This is a genomic window from Micromonospora sp. NBC_00858 (genome assembly GCF_045207365.1).
GTDB lineage: Bacteria > Actinomycetota > Actinomycetes > Mycobacteriales > Micromonosporaceae > Micromonospora.
Genome location: NZ_CP108828.1, coordinates 7,538,694 through 7,555,894 on the forward strand (window position 1 = coordinate 7,538,694; position 17,201 = coordinate 7,555,894).

A 17,201-nucleotide genomic window follows, 5' to 3' on the forward strand; every position below is an offset into this window, starting at 1 on the left:
CGTGGCGGCCCAGGTACGCGTTCTTCGTCAACGAATCCGCTCGGCGAAGTCGATGAAGAAGATCACCAAGGCGATGGAGCTCGTGGCGACGAGCCGGATCGCCAAGGCCCAGGCCCGGGTGCAGGCGTCCCTGCCGTACGCCCAGGCCATCACCGGGGTGCTCACGGCGCTGGCGTCCAACGCGCGGATCGACCACCCGCTGCTGACCCCGCGCGAGCGGGTGCAGCGGGCGGGCGTCCTGCTGGTCACCAGCGACCGTGGCCTGGCCGGCGGCTACAGCTCCAACGCGATCAGGAAGGCGGAGTCACTGATCGCGCGGCTCCGGGAGGACGGCAAGGAGCCGGTGCTCTACGTCATCGGGCGTAAGGGCGTCGGGTTCTACCGGTTCCGCGGTCGGCCGATGGAGGCGAACTGGACCGGGTTCAGCGAGCAGCCGTCGTTCGAGGACGCCCGTACGGTCGGTGAGACGCTGATCAAGGCGTTCACGGCCGGTGCGGACGACGTCGACGGCAGCGCCGGTGCGGACGGGGTGCTCGGCGTCGACGAGTTGCACATCGTCTACACCGAGTTCCAGTCGCTGATGACGCAGACCCCGGTCACCAAGGTCATCGGGCCGATGCAGGTCGAGGACCGGCCGCGCTCCGAGGGGCTGCTGCCGGCGTACGAGTTCGAGCCGGAGGCGGAGGCGCTGCTCGACGCGCTCCTGCCGAGGTACATCAACACGCGGATCTACGCGGCGTTGATCGAGTCGGCGGCGAGTGAGTCGGCGGCACGGCGGCGGGCGATGAAGAGCGCCACCGACAACGCCGAAGAAATGATCGACAAGTACACGCGTGAGATGAACTCGGCCCGGCAGGCCGGGATCACCCAGGAGATCAGCGAGATCGTCGGCGGCGCCAACGCGCTGGCCGCGTCGGGAAGTGAAGTGTGATGACTGCACCAGTAGAGACCAAGACGGCCACGGGTCGCGTGGTCCGGGTCATCGGCCCGGTCGTCGACGCCGAGTTCCCGCGCGACGCCATGCCGGCCCTGTTCAACGCCCTGAACGTGGACGTGCACCTGTCCGGCGGTGAGAAGACGCTGACCCTGGAGGTCGCCCAGCACCTGGGTGACAACCTGGTCCGCGCCATCTCGATGCAGCCGACGGACGGCCTCGTCCGCGGCGCGGTGGTGCGTGACCGCGGCGAGCCGATCACCGTGCCGGTGGGCGACGCGGTGAAGGGGCACGTGTTCAACGCGATCGGCGAGTGCCTCAACCTCACCGAGGGCGAGACCATCCAGGCCGACGACCGGTGGGGCATCCACCGCAAGGCCCCGGCCTTCGCCGACCTGGAGCCGAAGACCGAGATGCTGGAGACCGGCATCAAGGTCATCGACCTGCTCGCCCCGTACGTCAAGGGCGGCAAGATCGGCCTGTTCGGCGGCGCGGGTGTGGGCAAGACGGTGCTCATCCAGGAGATGATCACCCGAGTGGCCCGTAACTTCGGTGGTACCTCGGTCTTCGCTGGCGTGGGTGAGCGCACCCGTGAGGGCAACGACCTCATCGCCGAGATGACCGAGTCCGGCGTTATCGACAAGACCGCGCTGGTCTACGGCCAGATGGACGAGCCGCCGGGCACCCGGCTGCGGGTGGCGCTCTCCGCGCTGACCATGGCCGAGTACTTCCGTGACGTGAAGAAGCAGGAGGTGCTGCTCTTCATCGACAACATCTTCCGCTTCACCCAGGCGGGTTCGGAGGTCTCCACCCTGCTCGGCCGGATGCCGAGCGCGGTGGGTTACCAGCCGACCCTGGCCGACGAGATGGGCGAGCTCCAGGAGCGGATCACCTCCGTCCGGGGCCAGGCCATCACCTCCATGCAGGCGATCTACGTGCCGGCGGACGACTACACCGACCCCGCCCCGGCCACCACGTTCGCCCACCTGGACGCGACCACCAACCTGGAGCGGTCGATCTCCGACAAGGGCATCTACCCGGCCGTGGACCCGCTGGCGTCCTCGTCCCGGATCCTCGCCCCGGAGTTCGTCGGCGCCGAGCACTTCCAGGTCGCCACCGAGGTCAAGCGGATCCTGCAGCGCTACCGCGACCTGCAGGACATCATCGCCATCCTCGGCATCGAGGAGCTCTCCGAGGAAGACAAGATCACCGTGCAGCGCGCGCGGCGGATCGAGCGCTTCCTGTCGCAGAACACCTACGCTGCGGAGCAGTTCACCGGCGTGCCGGGCTCGACGGTCCCGATCAAGGAGACCATCGAGGCGTTCCGCAAGATCAGCGAGGGGGAGTACGACCACTTCCCCGAGCAGGCGTTCTTCATGTGCGGCGGTCTTGAGGACCTGGAGCGCAAGGCCGAGGAACTGATGAAGGACTGACAGCTCCGACCAGAGCTGACCCAAAAGACTGCCCCGGCAATGCCGGGGCAGTCTTTTGTTCATCTTCAGGCCTTACCATCGCCGCAGTCCGTTTCTCGCGGTCGTCGGTTGCGCGCCACCCGAGATACGGTTCTTCCGCACGTTCACCTGAACGAGCGTTGATCTTTGCAACCTTTCGGCGACGTGCGCCCGTCTCCTTCTCGTGGGCGTAACGAACGGAGATGCTCGTGGGTAAGGCCAGCAAGAGTGGCCGCAAGTCGTCCATCTGGCGGGGTGTGCCGCGCTGGGCCAGGATCTGCACGGTGTTCGGCACCGTGCTGACCATGCTCAGCGGGGCGGTGCTGGTCGGCACCGAGGTGCTGATGGCCCGCTACGAGGGCGCGGTCGGCAAGGCCGACCTCTTCGGCGACCAGGCGGCCGGGGCCCAGGCGAAGAAGTCCGAGATCAAGGGCCCGCTCAACATCCTGCTGGTCGGTATCGACCCACGTAATGCGACGGCGTTGCCACTGGCCGACTCGATCATGGTGCTGCACGTGCCGGCAACGATGGACCGGGCGTACCTCTTCTCGCTGCCTCGCGACCTCTACGTCGACATCCCGCCGTTCCGCAAGTCGGACTTCAACGGCACCACGGACAAGATCAACGCGGCCATGTCGTTCGGCAGCCGGGTGCCCGGCGGGAAACCCGACGCGGCGCGCGGCTTCGAGTTGCTGGCCACCACGGTGCAGACGGTGACCGGCATCAAGCGCTTCGACGGCGGCGCGATCATCAACTTCACCGGCTTCCAGAAGATCGTCGACGCGATGGGCGGCGTCGACATGTACGTCGAGCGCGAAGTGAGGTCCGAGCACAAGCAGCCGGACGGCACGCCGCGGCCCGGCAACACGCGCGGCGAGGGCTACGTCGGCCCGCAGGCGGTCTACAAGAAGGGCAACCACCACCTGAGCGGGTGGCAGGCCCTGGACTACGTCCGGCAGCGCTACCCGAAGAACGGTGTCCCGGACGCCGACTATGGCCGGCAGCGCCACCAGCAACAGTTCGTCAAGGCGATGGTCGGGCAGGCGTTCAGCGCCGACGTGGTGGCCAACCCGCTCAAGCTGGACAAGGTGCTCCGCGCCGCCGGCCAGTCGCTGATCTTCAACGGTCGGGGCAACAGCGTGGTCGACTTCGGGCTCGCCCTGAAGGACATCCGGCCGAACACCATCCAGATGATCAAGCTGCCCGGTGGTCCGGTCTACGACGGGTCGAAATACAAGGGTGAGCAGTTCCAGGCAGGCGTACCGGACTTCTTCACCGCCCTGCACAATGAACAACTGGACCCGTTCCTGCTGGAGCACCCGGAGTTCCAGAACAAGACCAAGTAGCCGTGGCGCAGCTCTCCCCACCCGCCTTGGGTGCGCGTCAGCCACCCGACTAGACTTTCGGCAATCCGTCGCCGCAGCAAGGAGACAGCGTGGCACAGCAGCTTCACGTCGAGCTCGTCGCCGTCGAGGAGAAAGTCTGGTCCGGTGAGGCCGAGATGGTCGTCGCCCGGACGACCGAGGGTGAGCTCGGCGTGCTGCCGGGGCACGCGCCGCTGCTCGGCCAGCTCGCCGAGCCCGGCCAGGTACGCATCAAGCTTGCCGGTGGTGAGCAGGTCTCCTACGAGGTGGCCGGCGGCTTCCTCTCGGTGAGCGCCGACGGTGTCATCGTCCTGGCCGAGAGCGCGACCCCGGTCTCCGCGCAGAGTCACTGAGCCGTACCGGGGATGGAGATCGTCGAGGGATTCGGGATCGGCGTCGCAGTCATCCTCGGCGCGCTCCTCATTCTCTTCGTCCGGCGAGCCCTGGTCACCCGTAGCGGTGGCATCATCCGGCTCAGTGTCCGGGTCTCCACCATGCTCGACGGCCGCGGCTGGTCGCCGGGCTTCGGCCGGTTCGCTGGCGACGAGCTGCGCTGGTACCGGATGTTCAGCTTCGCGCTGCGGCCCAAGCGGGTGCTCTCCCGCAAAGGGCTCGCGGTGGAGCGCCGCCGGTTGCCGGAGGGTCAGGAACGCCTCTCCATGCCGGCCGACTGGGTGATCCTCCGCTGTACCAGTCACCACGCACCGGTGGAGATCGCCATGGCGCGGTCGACAGTGACCGGATTCCTCTCCTGGCTCGAGGCCGCCCCTCCGGGGGCGGTCTCGCCGCCTATGGCCTCCCAAGATTGGCCTGCTGCCTAGTTCCCTCTCGCCGTGGGGGTTTCCGGGGAGCCCGCCCGGCTCCGGGCGGTCAGGCTTGATCCCTCCGCCGGGCGGGCTCCCCGGAAACCCTGCCGAGGCGCTGTGCGTCGTCCAAGCGCCGCTTTTCACCCTGCCGATACCGGTGGCGGCCGGCTATCCGGGTCTCCGTCGGGAATGATCGACACGGTATCGGCGATGTTGGGGTGTCCCGCTGCCCTGGATACCCCGATATCGCCGACCTGGAGTCGATCACCGCCCCGCCGGCGGACCGGCGTGGAAGGCCAGATGGTTCAGCGCGGGGGCGAGCCGGTCATGCCGCTGACCGGAGAGCGCCGGCGTGCGCTCCAGTGCCAGGTAAGTGGCCGAGGCGCCAGGAGCGACCGGCCTGCCAGTCCTGGTGGAGCCGTCCAGCCCAGCTCACCTAGCTACGCGTGGCCGCCGCGAGATCGGGAACCCATACCTCGACGTGGTGCAGCGCGCCGACGTTCAGCGCTTCCCGCCCGGCACCCATAGCACATCTCCAGCCGGATTTGCCGTTCTTGACAGGATAAAGAGCAGATCGGAGAGCCGGTTGAGATACTTTGCCGGGAGCGTGCTGGTCCGCTCCGGATCGTGGCTGACCAGCGCCCACGCTGCCCGTTCGGCACGCCGGGCGATGGTCCGCGCCACGTGTAGCAGCGCCGCGCCCGCGGTGCCGCCGGGGAGGATAAAGGAGTCGAGGTTGCTCAGGCGCGCGTTGTATTCGTCGCACCAGCCCTCAAGGCGCTCGACGTACTCCTCGGTCACCCGCAGCGGCGGATACTTCGGCTCCGGCTCGACCGGGTTGGACAGGTCGGCGCCCACGTCGAAGAGGTCGTTCTGCACCGAGCCCAGCACGGCCCGCAGTTCCTCGTCGAGCTGGCCCAGGGCGAGCGCGACACCGATCGCCGCGTTGCACTCGTCGACGTCGGCGTACGCGGCGATCCGCGGATCGCTCTTCGGCACCTGTTCGTTGTTGCTCAGCCTGGTCATGCCGGCATCGCCGGCCTTGGTGTAGATGCGCGTGAGGTGGACGGCCATGACGCACAGCCTACGGATACCGGACCTGACGATCCCGGCGCGGCCGGACACCGCCGGCTGGCCCGCGGTGGTGGGCCCCGGCGACGCGGGCGATCCGGCGGTCAACGACGTCGATGTCATCCGGGTACGCGGTGACGCCCGGCTGACCGGCACCGTGCACGTCGTCGGTGCCAAGAACTCGGCGTTGAAGCTGATGGCCGCGGCTCTGCTCGCCCCGGGCCGCAGCGTGATCACCAACGTCCCGCGGATCACCGACATCGCGATCATGGGGGAGGTGCTGCGCCGGCTGGGCTGCGAGGTTCGGTTCGACGAGGACGACCCCGTCGACCCGATGGTCGCCCGAGGTGGGGTGGCCCGGTCCCGGTCGGTGACCATCGACGTACCCGAGCAGCCGGGCGCGGACGCGGACTACGACCTGGTCCGCCGGCTGCGCGCGTCGATCTGTGTGCTCGGCCCCCTGCTGGCCCGCCGGGGGTACGTGCGGGTGGCCCACCCGGGCGGCGACGCGATCGGCTCGCGTGGGTTGGACATGCACGTCTCCGGGCTGACCCGGATGGGCGCGGACATCTCCGGTGAGCACGGGTTCGTCATCGCCGCCGCCCCGCACGGGCTGCGCGGCGCGGACATCGTGCTGGACTTCCCCAGCGTGGGCGCGACCGAGAACCTGGTGATGGCGGCGGTGCTGGCCCAGGGCACCACGGTGATCGACAACGCGGCGCGCGAGCCGGAGATCGTCGACATCTGCACCATGCTCAACCAGATGGGCGCGCGGATCTCCGGTGCCGGCACGTCCACCCTGCGGATCACCGGGGTGCCCGGGCTGCGCCCGGTGCGGCACGCCACGGTGGGGGACCGGATTGTCGCCGGCACCTGGGCGTTCGGTGCGGCGATGACCCGCGGCGACGTGACGGTGACCGGGCTCGACCCGGCCTACCTGGAGGTCGCGCTGGACAAGGTGGTGGCGGCCGGCGGCCTGGTCGAGACGCGGGGAGACAGCTTCCGGGTACGGATGGACGACCGGCCCCGGGCGGTGGACGTGGTGACGCTGCCGTACCCCGGCTTCGCCACCGATCTGCTGCCGATGGCGATCGGGCTGGCCGCCGTGAGCGACGGCGCCTCCTTGATCACCGAGAACATCTTCGACGGCCGGTTCATGTTCGCCAACGAGATGGCCCGCCTTGGCGCGGACATCAAGACCGACGGGCACCACGCGGTGGTCCGGGGCCGGGATCGGCTCTCCGGGGCGCCGGTGCGGGCCACCGACATCCGCGCCGGAGCGGGGTTGATCATCGCGGGGCTCTGCGCGGACGGGCTCACCGAGGTCTCCCACGTGCACCACGTCGACCGGGGTTACCCGGACTTCGTGGCCGACCTGCGTGCGCTCGGGGTGGCCGTCGAGCGGGGCACCACGCCGGAGGAGCCGGCGCTGGAGATCTGACGCCGACATGGCCCAGGGGCTGCGGGGTCTCCCGACAGCCCCTTAGCCGTCGTTCAGGCTCGCCGACTAGGGTGCAGGGAGGCACTCAATCGCAGCGAGGGAGAAGTAGATGGCGGGTCGACTCGCGGTCGTCGGGGCCGGGCTGATGGGCTCCGGCATCGCCCAGGTGGCGGCGCAGGCGGGCTGGCAGGTGACGCTGCGCGATCTCGACGAGGCGGCCACCACCCGGGGGCTCGGCGGCATCCGGAAGTCGCTGGAGAAGTTCGCCGAGAAGGGCCGGATCGAGGCGTCCGAGGTCGAGGCGACGCTCGCCCGGATCACCCCGACCACCGACCTGGAGGCGGCGGCGGACGCGGACATCGTGGTCGAGGCGGTCTTCGAGCGGCTGGAGATCAAGCACGAGGTGTTCCGCGCCCTGGACAAGATCTGCAAGGCCGACGCGGTGCTCGCCACCAACACCTCGGCCATCCCGGTCACCCAGATCGCCGCGGTCACCGAGCGGCCCGAGGCGGTCGTCGGCACGCACTTCTTCTCCCCGGTGCCGATGATGCAGCTCTGCGAGTTGGTCCGCGGCTACAAGACCAGTGACGCCACGCTGGCCACCGTACGGGCCTTCGCCGAGGAGATCGGCAAGACGGTCGTGGTGGTCAACCGGGACATCGCCGGCTTCGTCACCACTCGGCTGATCTCCGCCCTGGTGGTGGAGGCGGTCAAGCTGGTCGAGTCCGGCGTGGTGTCCGCGGAGGACCTGGACACCGCCTGCCGGCTGGGCTTCGGGCACGCCATGGGCCCGCTGGCCACCACCGACCTGACCGGCGTGGACGTGCTGCTGCACGCCTCGAAGAACATCTACACCGACACGGCGGACGAGAAGTTCTTCCCGCCGGAGCTGCTCCAGCGGATGGTCACCGCCGGCGACCTGGGCCGCAAGACCGGCAAGGGCTTCTACACGTACTGAGCGGGACATGGAAAGGGGGCGGGCGCCGTGCGCGCCCGCCCCCTTTTTCAGCGTCAGCCGTCGCGCTTGGTGGTCCAGCGGAAGGTGGTCAGGCAGAGCACCAGGCCGATCACGCACCACAGGGCCAGCATCAGCGCGACCCGGCCCAGCTCGAACGAGCCGCCCGGCTCCTGGGCGCCGAAGCTGGACGGCAGGAAGACCGATCGCAGCCCCTGGCACATCCACTTGAGCGGGAACAGCGCGGCCAGCTGCTGCATCCAGGTGGGCAGGTCGGTGAAGATGAAGAACACGCCGGAGACGAACTGGAGCACCAGGGCGACCGGGGTGACCACCGCCGAGCCGCTGCGGGCGGTGCGGGCCAGCGACGAGATGGCGATGCCGCACAGGGTGCAGGCGGTGACACCGAGCACGGAGACCCAGCCGAAGGTGAACCACTTCCCGGCGGTGCCGGGCAGGTCGAGGTCGAACAGCCCCACCGCGACCGCCAGCAGCAGCGCGGTCTCGGCGATGCCGATCGCCACCACCATGATCACCTTGCCGGCGAACCACACCCACTTGGGCATCGGCGTGCCGCGGTAGCGCTTGAGCACGCCCCGGTCCCGCTCGATCGGGATCCAGATGCCGAGGTTCTGGAAGCTCACGGTCATCAGGCCGGTCGCGATCATGCCGGTGATGAAGTACTGGGTGTACTTGACCCCGCCGCCGATCTCCCCGCTGAAGATCGAAGCGAAGATCAGGATCATGATGATCGGGAAGCCCATCGTGAAGACCACGGACTCCCGGCTACGCAGGAACTGGGTGATCTCCAGCCGGCCCTGCCGCAGGGCGAGCGCGGCGACGCCCGGCCGGCGGCCCGGGGTCGCGGCGACCGGCGTCGCCGGCTTCGTCGTGGTCGTCATCGCGCGTGTCCGATCATCGTGAGGTAGACGTCCTCCAGGGTCGGCCGGGTCACGGTGAGCCCGGGGACCTCGCCGCCGTAGCGCGCGGCCAGCTCGGCCACGAGGGCCGTCGGCGTGGCACTCTGCGCGCTCTCCGGCGTCCCGTCCGGGGTACGCCAGGAGACCGTCGCCAGCGCCTCCTGCCGGTTGCCCAGCCGGTTCGGCGCGGCCACCTCGACCAACCGGCCGCCGCTGATCACGCCGACCCGGTCGGCCAGCGCCTCCGCCTCGTCCAGGTAGTGGGTGGTCAGCACGATGGTGGTGCCGGCCGCGGCGAGGTCGCGGATCAGCTCCCAGAACTCGCGGCGCGCCTCCGGGTCGAAGCCGGTGGTCGGCTCGTCGAGGAAGAGCAGCTCGGGGCGGCCGATGATGCCGAGCGCCACGTCGAGGCGGCGCTTCTGCCCGCCGGAGAGGGTGTGCGTGCGGGCCTTCGCCTTACCGGCCAGCCCGACCCGCTCGATCACCTTGTCCGGGTCGTCGGCGTCGGGGTAGAAGCCGGAGAAGTGCCGGATCACCTCGGCCACGGTCAGCTCGTCGAACTCGCCGGTGCCCTGGAGGACGATGCCCACCCGGGATCGCCAGCCCGGGTCCGGATGGGCCGGGTCCGCGCCGAGCACGGAGACCTCGCCGGCATCCCGGCGCCGGTAGCCCTCCAGGATCTCCACCGTGGTGGTCTTGCCGGCACCGTTCGGGCCGAGCAGAGCGAACACCTCGCCACGGTGGACGTCGAGGTCCACGCCCGCCACCGCCACGTTGCCGCCGTACGCCTTGCGCAACCCCCGGACGGAGATGGCCAGCTCGTCATCCATGGCGTCCAGTGTGCGTCCTTGCTGGGGCGGAGCGGCGCCCGGGGTGTGTCGGTCCGCGCCACTGCGGGCACTTCGCACCCGGACGTCCGCGACATGGACCTGTGTGGTTTTCCACAGCCCGTTTTACTGAACGGTAACTTAAACTCCGGCCATGGACGAGAAGGCACTTTCGGGGCGGCTGCCCGAGCGGGACCGCCCGTGGGTGATGCGCACCTACGCCGGCCACTCCTCGGCCGCCGCGACCAACGCCCTCTTCCGCCGCAACCTGGCGAAGGGGCAGACCGGGCTCTCGGTCGCCTTCGACCTGCCCACCCAGACCGGGTACGACCCCGACCACGAACTGGCCGCCGGTGAGGTCGGCCGGGTCGGCGTGCCGGTGGCCCACCTCGGCGACATGCGGGCGCTCTTCGACGGCCTCCCGCTGGCCGAGATGAACACCTCGATGACCATCAACGCCCCGGCGATGTGGCTGCTCGCCCTGTACGGCACCGTGGGGCTGGAGCAGGACGCCGAGCTGGCCCGCTGCGCCGGCACCACCCAGAACGACATCATCAAGGAATACCTGTCCCGGGGGACGTACATCTTCCCGCCGGCTGCGTCGCTGCGGCTCACCGCCGACGTGGTGGCGTACACGCTGCGCGAGATGCCGCGCTGGAACCCGGTCAACATCTGCTCGTACCACCTCCAGGAGGCCGGTGCCACGCCGGTGCAGGAGGTCGGCTTCGCGCTGGCCACCGCCGTCGCCGTGCTCGACGCCGTGCGCGACTCTGGCCAGGTGCCCGCCGAGCGGATGGGCGACGTGGTGCAGCGGATCTCGTTCTTCGTCAACGCCGGGGTGCGCTTCGTCGAGGAGATCGCCAAGATGCGCGCGTTCGGCGTGCTCTGGGACGAGATCACCCGCGACCGGTACGGGGTCACCGAGGCCAAGCAGCGCCGGTTCCGCTACGGCGTGCAGGTCAACTCGCTCGGCCTGACCGAGGCGCAGCCGGAGAACAACATCCAACGCATCGTGCTGGAGATGCTCGGCGTGACGATGTCCCGCGACGCCCGGGCCCGCGCCGTGCAACTGCCCGCCTGGAACGAGGCACTCGGCCTGCCCCGCCCGTGGGACCAGCAGTGGTCGCTGCGGATGCAGCAGGTCCTGGCGTACGAGTCGGACCTGCTCGAATACCCCGACCTCTTCGCCGGCTCGCACGTGATGACCGCGCTGGTCGACGAGATCGTCACCGGAGCCCGGGTCGAGTTGGACAAGGTGCTGGAGCTGGGCGGTGTGGTCGCCGCCGTGGAGACCGGCTACCTCAAGAGCGCGCTGGTCACCTCGCTGGCCGAGCGTCGCCGCCGGATAGAGTCCGGCGCCGACGTGGTGGTCGGGGTCAACCGGTTCGCCGAGACCGAGCCCTCCCCGCTGACCGGGGCCGGAGCGGAAGCGGTCGAGCAGGTGGACCCTGCGGTCGAGGCCGCCGCCGCCGAGGGCGTACGCCGGTGGCGAGCCGACCGGGACGGTGCGGCCGTCGACGCGGCCCTGGCCCGGCTCCGTGCGGACGCCGCGACCACCACGAACCTGATGCCGGCCACCCTGGAGTGCGTGCGGGTCGGGGTGACCACCGGCGAGTGGGCCGGCGCGCTGCGCCAGGTCTTCGGCGAGTACCGGGCGCCCACCGGGCTGGCCGGCGCCACCGGGACCGGCGGCGACCCCGGCCTCGCGGACGTCCGCGAGCGGGTCACCGCCACCGCCCGCGAGCTGGGCAGCGGCCGGCTGCGGCTGCTGGTCGGCAAGCCCGGCCTGGACGGGCACTCCAACGGCGCCGAACAGATCGCGGTACGCGCCCGCGACGCCGGCTTCGAGGTCGTCTACCAGGGCATCCGGCTGACCGCCGGGCAGATTGTCGCCGCCGCCGTGGAGGAGGACGTCGACCTGGTCGGGCTCTCAGTGCTCTCCGGCTCGCACCTGGCCGCCGTACCGGCGGTGCTCGACGGGCTGCGCGCCGCCGGCCGGGCGGACCTGCCGGTGGTCGTCGGCGGCATCATCCCCGCAGGCGACGCCGACACGCTGCGGGCCGCCGGGGTGGCCCAGGTCTTCACCCCGAAGGACTTCGCCCTCACCAGCATCATCGACGACCTGGTGACGGTCATCCGTCGCGCCAACGACCTGCCCTGAGCGGGTGGGTTTGGCAGGTCAGCGGCCGACGTAGGTCATACAGTCGGCCAGGTCGTTGTCCGGCCCGACCCTGATCGACGGCGCATGGCACTCCAACTGCTCGTTGTGCTGGCAGTCGGAACGCTGGCAGGCACCCACCTGGGCGATCAGACTCTCCATGCCGCCCCGGACCGGTGACTCGACGAAGGTGTGGCAGTGGGCGTGATCCATGCTGCCGATCGTGATCGCGTAGGCGTGGCAGTCGCCGGCGTTGTTGTACGCGCAGGCAGCTACCACGCACTCCTGAACTCGGGGCATCTCGATCGCTGTGGTCATGCCGACCTCCTCGGGCTCTTGCCCCGATCCTAGGCTTTTGTCGGCTTCCTGGGCTGGCTATGGCGTGCTGCCTGCCCCTTGCCTCCCGGGGTGGCGTCTGCCCCGATGGTGGGCTTGCGTCGTGGGTGGGGTGGGGCCCGCCGTGCCCGGCTCCGGGCGGTCAGGCTTGATCCCTGCGCCCGGGCACGGCGGGCCCACCCTGTCGGTGGTCGCCGTCGCTTCTGGCTCCTGCGCTGGACGGCGGCGGGCTCCACCCCGTGTCGGCTGTCGTCGTCGGTCCTGATGCCTGCGCTGGCAGGCGGGTCCGCCCTGGGAGTGGTCGTCTTTCCCGACCCATGGTTGGGTGCGGCCAGTCCATCGCCGCGTCGATGGTCACCGCCTGTCCCGATCGCGCGTCGGTGGTCGCCGTCTGCTCCGATCGCCTGGACGCAGCCCCAGCCCTCAGCCCCAGCCCTCGTCTCCCGGTCGGTCGCTGTTGTTGGCGTGATACCTGTGAGGCATGAATATGCCTGTGAGGTATCGCCGGTGTTGTCGACCCCGGGTCGGTTCGCGAGGTTTCGGGGTGATCGACTCGGTGTCGGCGATGTCGCGGTATCCCGCCGCGGTGATGCCCCCATGTCGGTGATCTGGAGTTGACCATCCCAGCCGGCCCGGTCTGACGCCGGGACGGTGGCGGGCGCGCGTCGAATGTCCGGCTGACGCCGGGACGGTGGCGGGCGCGCGTCGAATGTCCGGCTGACGCCGGGAGCGGGGCGGTCCGGGTGTCGAATGTCCCGGCGGACGCCGGGAGCGGTGGGCGGTCCGGGCCGAATGTCCGTTATCGGAGTCTCTGGGGTGTGACTGGCTGCACTCGTGCGGTGGAATGGGGGCCGGCCCGGGGTCGTTACATTCCCTGACGATCGCAGTACCGCCGGCCCGCCGCCCCGACCCAACGGGTTGGAATGCCAGGCCAAGCCCGGTCGTTACAGACCCCCGAACGACCACCCCAGCACTCCACAGGGTGCTGACGGATGGGCCAGGCCGGAATGACTTCGGCCCGCCGGTCGTTGCAGATCCCCTGAACGATCGCCCCCCGCACCCCCGCTCGACTGGGTGCCGGCGGATGGGCCAGGCCGGAATGATGTCGGCCCGGTGGTCGTTACACATGGACCCGGCGCCACGAGCCCCCGCTTGTAGGCCGCCGAAAAGACTTTGTTGTTAGCGCCGGACGAGGTGCTCGCACCCGGTAACGCCGATCCCCCGGTCGGCTGGGTGTTTACCCCCGTGAAGGAGCTACCCCCATGAACACGATCATGCGTAAGAGTGTGCTGTCTGTTGCTGGTCTGGCCTTCGCCGGTGGTGTGTTCGCCGGTCCGATCGCCGCGCACGCCGCCACCCCCGTCGACGGCAAGCCCGCCGCCGCCGCGGTGCAGTCGGTCTCGCCGCAGGGTGAGCAGTCGCGCATCGATTTGAACGGTGAGCAGACCGCCAACGTCAAGGCGATCATCGCCGCCACGAAGAAGGCTGGTCTGCCGGAGCGGGCCGCGGTCATCTCGATCGCGACGAGCCTGCAGGAGTCGAAGCTGGAGAACCTCGGCCACCTCGGCGACATGAACGACCACGACTCGCTGGGCCTGTTCCAGCAGCGGCCGAGCTCGGGTTGGGGTACGCCGGAGCAGATCACCGACCCTGAGTACTCGACCACCGCGTTCCTCAAGGGCCTGAAGCAGGTCGACGGGTGGCAGGACATGCCGCTGACCGACGCCGCGCAGACCGTGCAGGTGTCGGCCTACCCGGACGCCTACGCCCAGTGGGAGAAGCAGGCCACCGACCTGGTCGGCCAGTACTGGAACAGCTGACCCACCGCACCACAGCACCGCATGAACCGACCGCTGGCCGGCACCCCAACCCGGGGTGCCGGCCAGCGGCATGTCCAGGGTCACGACGAACCTGGACAACAGACGAACCTGGACAGCAGCCGTCAGACGCGGAAGCCGGCGGCGCGGGCTGCCTGGCGTTCCCGGCGACGTTCGGAGCGCCGGCGCAGGAACCAGTAGACGAACGCCACGAGGCCGAGCAGGAAGGCGAGCACCAACACCGGCAGGAGGATCGCCGCCAGTGAGACCAACACGCTGGTGGCGTCCTCGGCGGTGCTGGCCACCGGGGCACCGAACCCTGCGGTGGTGGCGTTGACCACCGGCCGCGCGGCGGACTTGAGCAGGTGTACGCCGAACGCGAGCAGAACGCCGACGACCACCGGCACCCACTGGTGGGATGAGAAGAAGCTCGCCGGGTCGCTGACCGTCACCGTCTCCGACGATGATCCGGCGCCGAAGGCCAGGCCGCCGGCGGTGGGTCGGACCACGGTCTGCACCACGTCGTTGACGTGGTCGACCACCGGCACCTTGTCCGCCACCATCTCCACGGCGAGCAGGGCGGCCAGGATGACGATGACCCAGCCGTTGCCGAGCCACGTCCAGCCGCTGGGCAGGTCGATCAGGTCGGTGTAGCGGGCGAGCAGACCGAGGGTGAGCAGGGGGATGTAGGCGTTCAGCCCCGCCGACGCGGCGAGTCCGGTACCGGTGAGGACTTCGAGCACGGCCTTAGCATCGCATCGACGCGCCAGTGCCGCTCGCTGGCGACCGGTGGGTGCTCGGCTACCCTCGTCGGGTGCGGTTGGTCATTGCGAAGTGCTCTGTGGACTACGTCGGACGGCTCTCGGCTCACCTGCCGCTGGCCACCAGGCTCCTGATGGTGAAGGCGGACGGGTCGGTGTCGATCCATGCCGACGACCGGGCGTACAAGCCGTTGAACTGGATGAGCCCCCCGTGTCGGCTCGAGGAGGCCCCCGGTGTGTGGCGGGTGGTCAACAAGGCCGGCGAGGAGCTGCGGATCACCCTGGAGGAGATCTTCCAGGACACCTCGTACGAGCTGGGGCTGGACCCCGGCCTGCGCAAGGACGGGGTGGAGGCGCACCTGCAGGAGTTGCTGGCGGCCAACCCGGGCACGTTGGGCGAGGGGTACACGCTGGTCCGCCGCGAGTACATGACGGCGATCGGTCCGGTCGACCTGCTCTGCCGGGATGCCAACCAGGGCGCGGTCGCCGTCGAGGTCAAACGGCGCGGTGAGATCGACGGGGTGGAGCAGCTCACCCGCTATCTCGAGTTGATGAACCGCGACCCGCTGCTCACCCCGGTCGCCGGGGTCTTCGCCGCGCAGGAGATCAAGCCGCAGGCGCGGGTGCTCGCCGCCGACCGGGGCATCCGGTGCGTGGTGGTGGATTACGACAAGCTGCGGGGCATCGAGAAGGACGAGCTGACCCTCTTCTGAGAGTCACCGCCCGTACAGCATCTTGATGGTCTTGACCAGTCGGGCGACGTCGGCCGGGGTCCGCTCGAAGGTCATCGACGGCAGCAGTGACCGGGCTCGCCGGCGGGTGATCGCCTTTGTCCGGCCGAACTCGCGCAAGCCGTCCTCGCCGTGGATCCGCCCGAAGCCGGAGTCGCCGACCCCGCCGAACGGCAGGGTGGACATCCCGGCGAAGGTCAGGGTGGAGTTGACCGACGCCATCCCGGAGCGCAGCCGTCGGGCGATGGTCACCGCGCGGCGCCGGCCGAAGACCGAACCACCGAGCCCGTACGGCAGCGCGTTGGCCCGGGCGACGGCCTCGTCGGCGTCGCGGACCCGGCTGATGGTCAGCGTCGGCCCGAAGGTCTCCTCGCGGACGGCGGCCGACTCTTCCGGTACGTCCACGAGCACGGTCGGGTGCACGTACGGCGGCTGCACCGCACTCGGGCCGCCGAGCACGGCGCGCCCACCGGAGCTGACCGCGTCCTCGATGTGGCGGCGGATCACGTCGATCTGACCGGGCATGGTGATCGGGCCGATGTCCTCGCCGTCCGGCCCAACGGTCAGCCGGCCCGCACGGGCCACCACCTTGTCGACGAAGGCGTCGAAGATCGGGTCGACGGCGTACACCCGCTCGATGCCGATGCAGGTCTGGCCGGCGTTGGTCATGCCGCCCCAGACGCACGCCGTTGCGGCGGCGTCCAGGTCGGCGTCGCTGTCGACGATCATGGCGTCCTTGCCGCCGCCCTCGATGACCACCGGGGTCAGCGTCTCGGCGCAGGCGGCCATCACCTTCCGGCCGGTCGCCGTGGAGCCGGTGAAGGCCACCTTGTTCACCCCGGAGCGGCACAGCGCGGCGCCCACGTCGCCCAGCCCGTGCACGGCGGTGAACACGGGCTGCTCGGGGACGACCTCGGCGAAGCTGTCCACCAGCCACTGGCCGATTGCCGGCGTGTACTCGCTCGGCTTGAACACCACGGCGTTGCCGGCGGCGAGGGCGTACGCCGCGGAGCCGATCGGGGTGAGGACCGGATAGTTCCACGGCGCGAGGACGCCGACCACGCCGTACGGCTGGTATTCGAGGTGCCCGGAGAACTCGGCGAGGATGAGCCGGGACCGCACCCGGCGTGGGCCGAGCACCCTGCCGGCGTTGCGGGCGGCCCAGTCGACGTGCTCGATCGCGGTGACGATCTCGACGATGGCGTCGGCGACGGGCTTGCCGCCCTCAAGGTGCATCAGCTCGGCGAGCTGCTCGATCCGCTTGGCGAGCAGAGCGCGCCAGCGCAGCAGCCGCGCCCGACGGCCGGTGAAGCCCAGACCGGCCCACCACTCGCCCGCGGCGCGGGCGCGGTCGACGGCCTGCCGCACGTCGGTGGCGACGGGGAAGCGACCGGCCTCGGCGCCGGTGGCCGGGCTGGTGGACACCAGCAGGCCCGCATCGATGACCGGGGTGCCCGGGACATGAACAGCCGTCATGGCGGAAGTCTAGACCCGGAGATTACTCGCCGGTAGGCCCTGATTCGGGCCGGCGGGACGGGAGTCGCATCGACCCGCCCACTCGTTGATCAGAGCAGTTCAGGGCCTTGGGGCCGGATGTCGCCCGTCCGAATCGTCGAGCGGGAGGTGGCC

General features: G+C 70.1%; 16 protein-coding genes. 10 read left to right on the plus strand and 6 right to left on the minus strand.

Annotation, left to right across the window (positions count from 1 at the left end):
* The first annotated feature begins 1 nt into the window (after nt 1).
* The 5 genes from OG990_RS35165 to OG990_RS35185 all read left to right on the plus strand — a co-directional run bounded on the left by OG990_RS35165 (nt 2) and on the right by OG990_RS35185 (nt 4,570).
* Complete coding sequence (locus tag OG990_RS35165) at nt 2–931, plus strand: F0F1 ATP synthase subunit gamma (protein ID WP_355608698.1); 930 nt, start codon at nt 2–4, stop codon at nt 929–931.
* A complete protein-coding gene (atpD, locus tag OG990_RS35170; protein WP_328419834.1) occupies nt 931–2,367 on the plus strand; it encodes a F0F1 ATP synthase subunit beta in 1,437 nt (478 codons plus the stop codon). Before OG990_RS35165 ends, atpD begins: the two co-directional genes overlap by 1 nt.
* 221 nt (nt 2,368–2,588) lie before the next feature.
* On the plus strand, nt 2,589–3,731 hold the full coding sequence (locus tag OG990_RS35175; RefSeq protein ID WP_406078440.1) for an LCP family protein: 1,143 nt from the start codon (nt 2,589–2,591) through the stop codon (nt 3,729–3,731).
* A gap of 89 nt (nt 3,732–3,820) precedes the next feature.
* Nucleotides 3,821–4,102: a F0F1 ATP synthase subunit epsilon gene (locus OG990_RS35180; protein WP_386987163.1), complete on the plus strand. Its 282-nt coding sequence runs from the start codon at nt 3,821–3,823 to the stop codon at nt 4,100–4,102.
* 12 nt (nt 4,103–4,114) lie between these two features.
* The gene (locus OG990_RS35185; RefSeq protein WP_406078441.1) at nt 4,115–4,570 is read left to right on the plus strand and encodes a DUF2550 domain-containing protein; all 456 of its coding nucleotides are present in this window, start codon (nt 4,115–4,117) and stop codon (nt 4,568–4,570) included.
* 486 nt (nt 4,571–5,056) lie between these two features.
* On the opposite strand, the gene OG990_RS35190 is transcribed toward OG990_RS35185, so the two are convergent.
* Nucleotides 5,057–5,629 carry a cob(I)yrinic acid a,c-diamide adenosyltransferase gene (locus tag OG990_RS35190; protein WP_328419825.1) on the minus strand — a complete coding sequence of 191 codons (573 nt, stop codon included), beginning with the start codon at nt 5,627–5,629 and terminating at the stop codon, nt 5,057–5,059.
* On the opposite strand from OG990_RS35190, the gene murA reads away from it, so the two are divergent.
* Nucleotides 5,628–7,067: a UDP-N-acetylglucosamine 1-carboxyvinyltransferase gene (murA, locus tag OG990_RS35195; protein WP_328419823.1), complete on the plus strand. Its 1,440-nt coding sequence runs from the start codon at nt 5,628–5,630 to the stop codon at nt 7,065–7,067. The genes OG990_RS35190 and murA overlap by 2 nt on opposite strands.
* A 109-nt stretch (nt 7,068–7,176) precedes the next feature.
* The gene (locus OG990_RS35200) at nt 7,177–8,025 is read left to right on the plus strand and encodes a 3-hydroxyacyl-CoA dehydrogenase family protein (protein WP_328419821.1); all 849 of its coding nucleotides are present in this window, start codon (nt 7,177–7,179) and stop codon (nt 8,023–8,025) included.
* Nucleotides 8,026–8,078: 53 nt separating this feature from the next.
* Here OG990_RS35200 and OG990_RS35205 read toward each other — a convergent pair whose 3' ends face one another.
* Nucleotides 8,079–8,924 (minus strand): ABC transporter permease, encoded by an 846-nt coding sequence (locus tag OG990_RS35205; RefSeq protein ID WP_355608711.1) that lies wholly within the window; start codon nt 8,922–8,924, stop codon nt 8,079–8,081.
* Nucleotides 8,921–9,772 (minus strand): ABC transporter ATP-binding protein, encoded by an 852-nt coding sequence (locus tag OG990_RS35210; protein ID WP_328419817.1) that lies wholly within the window; start codon nt 9,770–9,772, stop codon nt 8,921–8,923. The genes OG990_RS35205 and OG990_RS35210 overlap by 4 nt, the downstream gene beginning before the upstream one ends.
* Before the next feature lie 151 nt (nt 9,773–9,923).
* On the opposite strand from OG990_RS35210, the gene OG990_RS35215 reads away from it, so the two are divergent.
* Nucleotides 9,924–11,930: a protein meaA gene (locus OG990_RS35215; protein ID WP_406078442.1), complete on the plus strand. Its 2,007-nt coding sequence runs from the start codon at nt 9,924–9,926 to the stop codon at nt 11,928–11,930.
* A gap of 18 nt (nt 11,931–11,948) precedes the next feature.
* On the opposite strand, the gene OG990_RS35220 is transcribed toward OG990_RS35215, so the two are convergent.
* Complete coding sequence (locus OG990_RS35220) at nt 11,949–12,245, minus strand: DUF1540 domain-containing protein (protein WP_406078443.1); 297 nt, start codon at nt 12,243–12,245, stop codon at nt 11,949–11,951.
* 1,280 nt (nt 12,246–13,525) lie between these two features.
* Between OG990_RS35220 and OG990_RS35225 the strand changes: the two genes are divergently transcribed.
* Entirely contained in the window at nt 13,526–14,083 is a 558-nt protein-coding gene (locus tag OG990_RS35225) for a hypothetical protein (RefSeq protein WP_406078444.1), read from the plus strand.
* Nucleotides 14,084–14,205: 122 nt separating this feature from the next.
* Here OG990_RS35225 and OG990_RS35230 read toward each other — a convergent pair whose 3' ends face one another.
* Nucleotides 14,206–14,823, minus strand: a complete 618-nt coding sequence (locus OG990_RS35230; RefSeq protein WP_355609447.1) for a DUF4126 domain-containing protein — start codon at nt 14,821–14,823, stop codon at nt 14,206–14,208.
* Nucleotides 14,824–14,894: 71 nt separating this feature from the next.
* On the opposite strand from OG990_RS35230, the gene nucS reads away from it, so the two are divergent.
* On the plus strand, nt 14,895–15,554 hold the full coding sequence (nucS, locus tag OG990_RS35235) for an endonuclease NucS (protein WP_328419807.1): 660 nt from the start codon (nt 14,895–14,897) through the stop codon (nt 15,552–15,554).
* A gap of 3 nt (nt 15,555–15,557) precedes the next feature.
* Here nucS and OG990_RS35240 read toward each other — a convergent pair whose 3' ends face one another.
* Entirely contained in the window at nt 15,558–17,048 is a 1,491-nt protein-coding gene (locus tag OG990_RS35240) for an aldehyde dehydrogenase family protein (RefSeq protein WP_328419805.1), read from the minus strand.
* Nucleotides 17,049–17,201 lie beyond the last annotated feature (153 nt).

What these genes read in the sequence shown, in the direction of transcription:
- atpD (WP_328419834.1), top strand. Translation starts at nt 931, where the DNA reads ATGACTGCACCAGTAGAGACCAAGACGGCCACGGGTCGCGTGGTCCGG.
- OG990_RS35175 (WP_406078440.1), top strand. Translation starts at nt 2,589, where the DNA reads ATGCTCGTGGGTAAGGCCAGCAAGAGTGGCCGCAAGTCGTCCATCTGG.
- OG990_RS35185 (WP_406078441.1), top strand. Translation starts at nt 4,115, where the DNA reads ATGGAGATCGTCGAGGGATTCGGGATCGGCGTCGCAGTCATCCTCGGC.
- murA (WP_328419823.1), top strand. Translation starts at nt 5,628, where the DNA reads ATGACGCACAGCCTACGGATACCGGACCTGACGATCCCGGCGCGGCCG.
- OG990_RS35190 (WP_328419825.1), bottom strand. Translation starts at nt 5,629, where the DNA reads ATGGCCGTCCACCTCACGCGCATCTACACCAAGGCCGGCGATGCCGGC.
- OG990_RS35200 (WP_328419821.1), top strand. Translation starts at nt 7,177, where the DNA reads ATGGCGGGTCGACTCGCGGTCGTCGGGGCCGGGCTGATGGGCTCCGGC.
- OG990_RS35205 (WP_355608711.1), bottom strand. Translation starts at nt 8,924, where the DNA reads ATGACGACCACGACGAAGCCGGCGACGCCGGTCGCCGCGACCCCGGGC.
- OG990_RS35210 (WP_328419817.1), bottom strand. Translation starts at nt 9,772, where the DNA reads ATGGATGACGAGCTGGCCATCTCCGTCCGGGGGTTGCGCAAGGCGTAC.
- OG990_RS35215 (WP_406078442.1), top strand. Translation starts at nt 9,924, where the DNA reads ATGGACGAGAAGGCACTTTCGGGGCGGCTGCCCGAGCGGGACCGCCCG.
- OG990_RS35220 (WP_406078443.1), bottom strand. Translation starts at nt 12,245, where the DNA reads ATGACCACAGCGATCGAGATGCCCCGAGTTCAGGAGTGCGTGGTAGCT.
- OG990_RS35225 (WP_406078444.1), top strand. Translation starts at nt 13,526, where the DNA reads ATGAACACGATCATGCGTAAGAGTGTGCTGTCTGTTGCTGGTCTGGCC.
- OG990_RS35240 (WP_328419805.1), bottom strand. Translation starts at nt 17,048, where the DNA reads ATGACGGCTGTTCATGTCCCGGGCACCCCGGTCATCGATGCGGGCCTG.